This is a genomic window from Amycolatopsis sp. NPDC005961, assembly GCF_040629235.1.
GTDB lineage: Bacteria > Actinomycetota > Actinomycetes > Mycobacteriales > Pseudonocardiaceae > Amycolatopsis > Amycolatopsis camponoti.
The window spans coordinates 40390-48767 of record NZ_JBEXVF010000024.1 but is presented as its reverse complement, the minus strand read 5'-3'; the positions used below and the strand labels follow the sequence as shown (position 1 = coordinate 48767).

The window sequence follows — 8378 nt, the reverse complement described above, 5'->3', positions numbered from 1 at the left end:
TGGTTGGCGAGGGCAACATGTGCCGGTGTTGTGACGTTGTCCATGGCACATGTGGTGGTTTTGGAGGGTTTTTGGGGTGGGCGGGCGAACTCCCAACTCTGCCCTGTGCTCCGCCTGGTGTGCATTGACGACTACGCGAGTGACCGCCGGGCACTCGCCTTCATTGAGATGTGCGCACTCTCGATTGGCCCGCCGACTACGGGTCCGGCGCTGCTGGGCTGTTCCAGTTCGAGCTTGCCGCGGGGCGGGCGGCTATCACGCCGCCCAGCTCGCGGCGTGCCTGTAAGGCGACTGGAAGCGGCCTGAGGCGGGCGACTTGCTGCTTGGCTTAAGGGCCGGTCTGAACGATGGTTGCCACCGTCGACGGCCCACAACGCCGGGCGTCGAAGGCGAGTGACGCTCGTGGGGTGTCGACACTGTCACACCTGTCATTCTGTCACTCCGGAGGCTCTGACCTGGGGCTTTAGGTGTGACAGGTGGGTGACTCCGTTGGTAGGCGGTGGTTTTCCACTCTACTACTATGTCTCTCTAGTAGCTGAGCAGCGAAAAGAGGCTGAAACATCGGTTGGTAGAGAGCGTCTCCGCCAACCGATGTTCCAGCCTCTTTGGGCCGCGGTGGGTGTCTAACTGGGTGACAATCCGGGTGACTAACCTCGGACGTTCGTGGACGACCAGGGACCGAGGACATGCAGGTCGGAGCCTTGCGACCAAGGTCATCAAGTGACGAATTCCGCTCGTAATGAATAGGTCAGGGGTTCGATTCCCCTAGGCGGCTCGACAAGGTACTAGGCCCCTGCCCCCAAAGGGCGGGGGCCTTTTTCCTTGCCTCGCGTGTCTTGTGGGGCTTCGCCCCACACCCCGTCCGGGGCTCCGCCCCGGCCCCCGTCGTGGTTGCCTTCTCGTGTCGGCCGGCGGAACTTTATTCTTGGGAACCACCCTTACGGGTCAAATCCGCACAGCGAAGGCCGCCTCCCAGGGAGACGGCCTTCGCTGCGGGGCTGGGGTCCTACTTCGGCGGGGTTACCTTCAGCACCGTCGCCTTGGCGTCGCCGCGGGGGGTTCGGTAGGTGATCTCGTCGCCCGCCTTGCGGCCTACCAGGGCCAGGCCCAGGGGGCTGTCGGATGTGATCGCGTCCGCGTCTTCGCCTGGGACCGTCACCACCTGGAACGTCTCTTCGTCGCCGTCCGAGAAGCGGAGGGTCACCGTTGTGCCGTCGGGGAGCTGGGCGTTGCCGTAGCCGCCGTGCTCCATCTTGGCGGCCAGGTCCGCGATCTGGCGGTCCAGCCGCGCTGCCGACTCCGCGCGGTCGATCACGTCCGCCTGGTCCGCCGCGTCCCCCGTGCGCTCCTGCTCGCCGGGTTGCGGCGCGAGCGCGGCCCGCTGCGCGCGCAAGTTCGCGATTTCCTTCTCCAGCTGGCTGCGCGCGGCCGAGCTGAGCCCCTTGTCCCCTGAGATCACCATGCCGGGCATTGTCCGCCGCGCGGACCGGGGTGGCCAATCCGGTTTTTCACCCGAAGGTCATCCGCGGGACGTCTGCCCTAGGATTCGGGGCTGCCGTCCAGGAAGAAGGTAACGAGAATCACCGTGAGCGCAGTCCCCGGTCGCAGCGAGCGGCTCTCTCCCAACCAGCTGGCCAAGCAGGAACAGATCGTCGAAGCCGCGCGGATCGTCCTCGCCCGCGACGGCCTCGCCGGGTGCACCGTGCGGGCCATCGCCGACGCCGGACCGCTCACCAAGAGCGCGATCCACTACTACTTCGCCGACATCGACGTCCTCATCGACCGCGCCATGGCCGCGCACATCACCGCCTTCGCCGCGGGGCTGCGCGAGGTCGCCGCGAAGCACGACGAGCCCCGCGAGCGCCTCTTCGCCGTCCTCGAGGAGTACCTGAGCGTCTTCGCCGCCAACCCCAACGCGGCGTTCCTCTGGTTCGAGTACTGGATCGCGGCCGGCCGCGCGCAGCACCCGCAGGCCATCGACGCCATGCTCACCTCGCTGACCGAGCTGCTGGCCGAGCTGCTCGCCCCGCTGGACGTCGACGACCCGCGGGCGCGGGCCCGCGCGCTGCTGTCGTACCTGCTGGGCACCGTCGTCCAGCAGCGGGTGCGCCCGCGGCCGTTCGCCACCCTGCGTGCCGACATCGAGGCGCTCTGCTTCGCCAACTACGGCTAGAAACGCCCTTTAGATCCGTAGACGTACGGATTGCGCACTACGTCCGGCTCCGGCCACGCTCGGGGAACCCCCGAGAGCAGGAGACGTGATGCGCCCACGAACGTGCCTGGCGGCGGCCGCGGCCGCCCTCTTGATGCTCACCACCGGCGGCGTGGCCGTCGCCCAGCCCGACGCCGGCCCGCAGGTGTACGAGGTGACCGGCACCGGCACGGCCCAGCTGCGCACCGAGGTCGCCCGGACCGGTGCCGACATCCTCGACAGCACGAACGGCACGACGACGGTCATCGCCAACCCGGGCGAAGCCGCCCAGCTGCGCGCGCTCGGCTTCGGCGTCCGGGCGCTCGGTGCGGTCGACCGGCCGCGGGGCACCGCGACCGTCGAGGACTTCCCGGCCGGCTACACCGGCTACCACACCTACGCCGAAACGCAGACCGAGCTGCAGAAGGCCGTCGCGAACTACCCGTCGCTGACGAAGCTCGGCAGCGCCGGCACCTCGTACGAAGGCCGCGCGCTTTCGCTGATCAAGATCTCCGACAACGCCGCGACCGACGAGAACGAGCCCGAAGTGCTGTTCACCTGCAACCAGCACGCGCGCGAGCACCTCACCACCGAGATGTGCCTGCGCATCGTGCAGCGGCTGACCAGCGGGTACGCCACCGATCCGGCGATCAAGCGGCTCGTCGACAGCACGGAGATCTGGGTGGTTACGAGCGTCAACCCGGACGGCTCCGAGTACGACATCTCCGGCGGCACGTTCCACAGCTGGCGCAAGAACCGCCAGGGTCCCGGCACCGACACCAACCGCAACTGGGGCTACAAGTGGGGCTGCTGCGGCGGCTCGTCGGGCTCGACGTCCAGCGAGACCTACCGCGGCACGGCGGCGTTCTCCGCGCCCGAGACCCGGGCCGTCTCGAACTGGGTGAACTCGCGCGTGGTCGGCGGCGTCCAGCAGATCAAGACGCACATCGACTTCCACACCTACTCCGAGCTGGTGCTCTGGCCGTTCGGCTACACCTACGACCGGACCGCGCCCGGGCTCACCGCCGCCGAGGCGACGAAGTTCGAGACGCTCGGCCAGCAGATGGCGGCGACCAACGGCTACACGCCGCAGCAGTCCAGCGACCTCTACATCACCGACGGCAGCGTCAACGACTGGATGTGGGCGACGCACAAGATCTGGAGCTTCACCTTCGAGATGTACCCGAAGGGCAGCAGCCCGGGCTTCTACCCGCGGGACACCCAGATCGTGCCGCAGACCACGCGCAACGACAAAGCTGTCGACATCCTGATCAACGCGGCGATCACGGGCTGAGTCCCCGGGGGCGGTTTAGGGTGCGGGCATGCCTCTGTTCTCGTTCGAAGGGCTCAGCCCGCAGGTCCACCCGGACGCCTGGATCGCCCCCACCGCCACCCTCATCGGCGACGTCGTCGTCGAAAAGGACGCCTCGATCTGGTTCGGCGCGGTGATCCGGGCCGACTTCGGCCGGATCATCATCCGAGAGGGCGCCAACATCCAGGACAACTCGGTGATCCACGTCAACGACGGCGTCTGCGAAGTCGGCAAGAACGTCACCGTGGGCCACCAGTGCCTGGTGCACGACTGCACGATCGAGGAGCAGGCGCTGATCGGCAACGGCTCGACGGTGCTCGACAAGGCGAAGATCGGCGCGCGGGCGCTGGTCGCGGCCGGCGCGACGGTCACCCCGGCGACGGAGGTCCCGCCGGAGGTCATCGCGATGGGCAGCCCGGCGAAGAAGTTCGTCCCGCTGACCGACTCGGCGCGCATGTGGGTCGAGCACAACGCGGCGATCTACCAGGAGCTGGCGCGCCGGCACCGGGCGGGCACAAAGCCGGTTTGACCCTCCAGTAGCTGGAGACTCTAGCTTCGGGGCATGGCTCCGAAGAAACTCACCCACCAGGTCACCCTCGAGCTCACCGCGGGCAACGCCCCGGTCGTCGACCTCGGCAAGATGCTGGGGCAGACCGGGGTCAACCTCGTCGAGATCAAGAAGGCCTACGACGCGTCGACGGCCGCCCAGCGCGGCGACATCGTGCCGGTGGTCGTCTCGGTGTTCGAAGACCGCTCGTTCACGCTGCGGCTCAAGACGCCGCCGACGTCGTTCCTCATCAAGAAGGCCTTGGGGGACAAGGGTTCCTCCCGCCCTGGGCACGAGGTCGCGGGCAAGATCACGACGCAGCAGCTGCGCGAGATCGCCGAGCGGAAGCTGCCGGACCTGAACACATCCGACGTCGAGAGGGCGATGCGCACGATCGCGGGCACCGCCCGGTCCATGGGCGTCGCGGTAGTGGACTGAGGTGCGTGGGCACGGACTAGGCTCTTACGCGCAGCAGCGACTGGCGCCATCGAGGTGGAGCACCACCGGGAAGCGACGACGAGGCCGGCACCGCGCGCCTGGGTGAAGGCCACTCCAGAGCCGGAGTACGCCATGACACACCAGCCGAAACTGAACGCACTCGCCGCCGCCGACCCCGCCATCGCCGGGCTCGTGGAGGACGAGGCGAAGCGCCAGCACGACAAGATCCGCCTGATCGCCTCGGAGAACTACGTCTCGCAGGCCGTGCTCGAAGCGACCGGCACCGTGCTCACCAACAAGTACTCCGAGGGGTACGCGGGCAAGCGCTACTACGAGGGCCAGCAGTTCATCGACCAGATCGAGCAACTGGCCATCGAGCGGGCGAAGGCCGTGTTCGGCGCCGACCACGCGAACGTCCAGCCGTATTCCGGTTCTCCGGCGAACCTGGCCGTGTACTTGGCTTTCGCGCAGCCGGGCGACACCGTGCTCGGCATGGCGCTGCCGGACGGCGGCCACCTCACGCACGGCTGGAGCGTCTCCGCGACCGGCAAGTGGTTCACCCCGGTCCGCTACGGCGTCGCCAAGGAGACCGGCCGCGTCGACCTCGACCAGGTGCGCGACCTCGCGCGCCGGCACCGGCCGAAGCTGATCTTCGCCGGCGGCACGGCGATCCCGCGCACGATCGACTTCCCGGCGTTCGCCGAGATCGCCGCCGAGGTGGACGCGGTGCTCGTCGCCGACATCGCGCACATCGCCGGGCTCGTCGCGGGCGGCGCGCACCCGTCGCCGGTCGGGCACGCGCAGGTCATCACGACGACGACGCACAAGACCCTCCGCGGCCCGCGCGGCGCGATGATCCTGTCCGACGCCGACCACGCGAAGGCCGTGGACAAGGCGGTGTTCCCGGGTCTGCAGGGCGGTCCGCACAACCACACGACGGCCGCGATCGCCGTCGCGCTCGGGGAAGCGCAGCGCCCGGACTTCAGCGAGTACGCGCACACGATCGTCGCGAACGCCCGCGCGCTGGCCGACGCGCTGCTCGCCTGCGGTTACGACCTGGTGTCCGGCGGCACGGACAACCACCTGCTGCTGATCGACCTGACGAACAAGGGGGTGGCGGGCAAGCCGGCCGCGCAGGCCCTGGACCGCGCCGGGATCGAGCTGAACTACAACACGGTGCCGTTCGACCCGCGCAAGCCGTTCGACCCGTCCGGCATCCGGCTCGGCACGTCCGCGATCACGACCCGCGGTCTGCGCCCGCAGCACCAGGTGCAGGTGGCGGAGTGGATCGACCGGACGATCACCGCGGCGGCCGCTTCCGACGAGTCCTCGCTGGACACGATCGCGGCCGAGATCCGCGAGTTCCTGGCGCCGTTCCCGATCCCGGGCTACTCCGCCTGACGCTCGTTCGCCCGAAGGCCACCTCCGAGCCGCGGAGGTGGCCTTCGGCGCGTCCGTGGGCTGGAGACGCGGCTCACAGAAAACTTGGTTGCATCATGCAAGCTTCAGCGGAATACTTGACCGAGGCAAGTAGTTGAGAGGTACAAGCAACTACGGCGAAGGCTTACCTAGGGAGACCACCATGAGCGACACCACCACGGCGGAAGGAGCGGCCGCTACGAACGGCAAACTGTCCCACCGCCAGATCCTGACCGTCCTGTCCGGGCTGATGCTCGGCATGTTCCTCGCCGCGCTCGACCAGACGATCGTCTCGTCGTCGATGCGCACCATCGCCGACGAACTGCACGGCCTGTCCCTGCAGGCGTGGGCGACCACCGCCTACCTGATCACCGCGACGCTCTCGACGCCGCTGTACGGCAAGTTGTCCGACCTCTACGGCCGCAAGCCCATGTACCTGACGGCGATCTCGCTGTTCCTGGTCGGCTCGCTGGCGAGCGGCATGGCCACGTCGATGTACGAGCTCGCCGCGTTCCGCGCCTTCCAGGGCCTCGGCGCCGGTGGCCTGATGTCGCTGGCTCTCGCGATCATCACCGACATCACCGCGCCCCGTGAGCGCAGCAAGTACCAGGGCTACTTCATGGCCGTCTTCGGTGTGTCGAGCGTCCTGGGCCCGGTCGTCGGCGGCTTCTTCGCCGGGGTCGACTCCTTCGCGGGCATCACCGGCTGGCGCTGGGTCTTCCTGGTCAACGTCCCGATCGCGCTGGCCGCGCTGGTCGTCGTCACCAAGGTGCTGAACCTCCCGCACACCCGCGTGGACCAGAAGGTCGACTACTGGGGTGCCGTCGCGCTGGCCACCGGCCTGGTGCCGCTGCTGATCGTCGCCGAGCAGGGCCGCGAGTGGGGCTGGGGATCCGCCGCCTCGATCGCCATGTACGTCGTCGGCGGGCTGGGCGTGGCCGCGTTCGTCTGGATCGAACGCCGCATGGGCGACGCCGCCCTGCTGCCGCTGCGCCTGTTCAAGCGCCCGGTGTTCCGGATGGCCACGCTGGTCACCGTCGTGCAGGGCGCCGGGATGTTCGGCGCGATGATGTCGCTGCCGCTGTACCTGCAGATCGTCAAGGGTGCGACGCCCACCCAGGCCGGCCTGCAGATGCTCCCGCTGACGCTGGGCATCATGGTCGCCAGCCTGACCAGCGGCCGCCTGATCTCCAGGACCGGGCGCTACAAGATGTTCGCGGTGGCCGGGATCGGCCTGATGGCGGCGGCGCTGTTCGCGCTGTCCACGATCACCGTCGACAGCTCGCTGGCCCTGGTCATGGTGATCGCCTTCGTGATCGGCCTCGGCCTCGGCGCCTCGATGCAGACGCTGGTGCTGGCCGCGACCAACGACGTCCGCCCGCAGGACATCGGCGTCGCCACCTCGGCGGCGACGTTCTTCCGGCAGATCGGCGGCACGGCGGGCACCGCGGTGTTCCTGTCGATCCTGTTCGGCACGGTCGGCGACCGGATCGCGAACGCCATCCGCTCGGCGATGACCACGCCGGCCTACGTGTCGGCGCTGGCGCAGCACCCGGAGTTCGCGAAGCAGATGCAGAGCGGCCTGGACGTCAACGACACGTCGTTCCTGTCCACGCTCGACCCGACGCTGGCCCGGCCGATCCTGCAGGGCTTCGCCGAGTCGATGAGCACGGTGTTCCTGGTCGGCGGGATCGTGCTGACCGTCGGGTTCGCCCTGGTGTGGTTCCTCAAGGAGAAGCCGCTCTCGGACAAGTCGGCGATGGAGCAGCGCGCGGACGCCGAGGCGGAGGCGGCTCCGGCCCTCGCCCTCGCGCACTGACCGCGTGAAAACGGCCCCTCGGGAGATCCCGGGGGGCCTTTTTCACGTGCGGGCTAGTGGGCCGCGCCGCCGTTGGCCGCTTCCTTGGCCAGGCGGTCGGTCTCACGCTCGTACGAGCGGCCGATCTCGGCCTCGGCCTCGGTGCGGCCGACCCAGGACGAGCCTTCGACGCTCTTGCCCGGCTCGAGGTCCTTGTAGACCTCGAAGAAGTGCTGGATCTCCAGCCGGTGGAACTCGTTCATGTGGTGGATGTCGCGCAGGTGCTCGAGGCGCGGGTCGTTCGACGGGACGGCGATGACCTTGTCGTCCGGGCCCTTTTCGTCGGTCATCCGGAACATGCCGATCGCGCGGCAGCGGATCAGGCAGCCCGGGAACGTGGGCTCCTGGACGAGCACCATCACGTCCAGGGGGTCGCCGTCCTGGCCGAGGGTGTCGTCGATGAAGCCGTAGTCGGCCGGGTACTGCGTGGCCGTGAACAGGGTCCGGTCCAGCTTGATGCGGCCGGTCTTGTGGTCGACCTCGTACTTGTTGCGCTCCCCTTTGGGGATTTCGATCGTGACGTCGAACTCCACGGCGTCCTCGCTGCTTCTTTATAGATCTCGGCGTGCCCGCACGTCGCGGGCGGCAACCTTAATGACTGTCTTGGCGTCTC

General features: G+C 68.5%; 8 protein-coding genes. 6 read left to right on the top strand and 2 right to left on the bottom strand.

Features of this window, described 5'->3' with window-relative positions:
- Positions 1-1006 precede the first annotated feature (1006 nt).
- Complete coding sequence (locus ABZ342_RS22500; protein WP_155547796.1) at positions 1007-1462, bottom strand: GreA/GreB family elongation factor; 456 nt, start codon at positions 1460-1462, stop codon at positions 1007-1009.
- A gap of 123 nt (positions 1463-1585) precedes the next feature.
- Here ABZ342_RS22500 and ABZ342_RS22495 point away from each other — a divergent pair, with 123 nt between their 5' ends.
- The 6 genes from ABZ342_RS22495 to ABZ342_RS22470 all read left to right on the top strand — a co-directional run bounded on the left by ABZ342_RS22495 (position 1586) and on the right by ABZ342_RS22470 (position 7726).
- Positions 1586-2173, top strand: coding sequence for a TetR family transcriptional regulator (locus ABZ342_RS22495; protein ID WP_155547795.1), 588 nt, complete (start codon positions 1586-1588; stop codon positions 2171-2173).
- Positions 2174-2279: 106 nt separating this feature from the next.
- Positions 2280-3485 carry a M14 family metallopeptidase gene (locus ABZ342_RS22490; RefSeq protein WP_360476307.1) on the top strand — a complete coding sequence of 402 codons (1206 nt, stop codon included), beginning with the start codon at positions 2280-2282 and terminating at the stop codon, positions 3483-3485.
- 28 nt (positions 3486-3513) lie between these two features.
- Positions 3514-4032 carry a gamma carbonic anhydrase family protein gene (locus ABZ342_RS22485; RefSeq protein WP_360476131.1) on the top strand — a complete coding sequence of 173 codons (519 nt, stop codon included), beginning with the start codon at positions 3514-3516 and terminating at the stop codon, positions 4030-4032.
- Between the two features lie 33 nt (positions 4033-4065).
- Positions 4066-4488, top strand: coding sequence for a 50S ribosomal protein L11 (gene rplK, locus ABZ342_RS22480; RefSeq protein ID WP_360476128.1), 423 nt, complete (start codon positions 4066-4068; stop codon positions 4486-4488).
- A gap of 132 nt (positions 4489-4620) precedes the next feature.
- Positions 4621-5889 carry a serine hydroxymethyltransferase gene (glyA, locus tag ABZ342_RS22475; protein ID WP_360476125.1) on the top strand — a complete coding sequence of 423 codons (1269 nt, stop codon included), beginning with the start codon at positions 4621-4623 and terminating at the stop codon, positions 5887-5889.
- Between the two features lie 181 nt (positions 5890-6070).
- A complete protein-coding gene (locus tag ABZ342_RS22470; RefSeq protein ID WP_360476122.1) occupies positions 6071-7726 on the top strand; it encodes an MDR family MFS transporter in 1656 nt (551 codons plus the stop codon).
- Between the two features lie 53 nt (positions 7727-7779).
- Here ABZ342_RS22470 and ABZ342_RS22465 read toward each other — a convergent pair whose 3' ends face one another.
- Positions 7780-8298 (bottom strand): inorganic diphosphatase, encoded by a 519-nt coding sequence (locus ABZ342_RS22465; protein ID WP_360476119.1) that lies wholly within the window; start codon positions 8296-8298, stop codon positions 7780-7782.
- Positions 8299-8378: the final 80 nt, after the last annotated feature.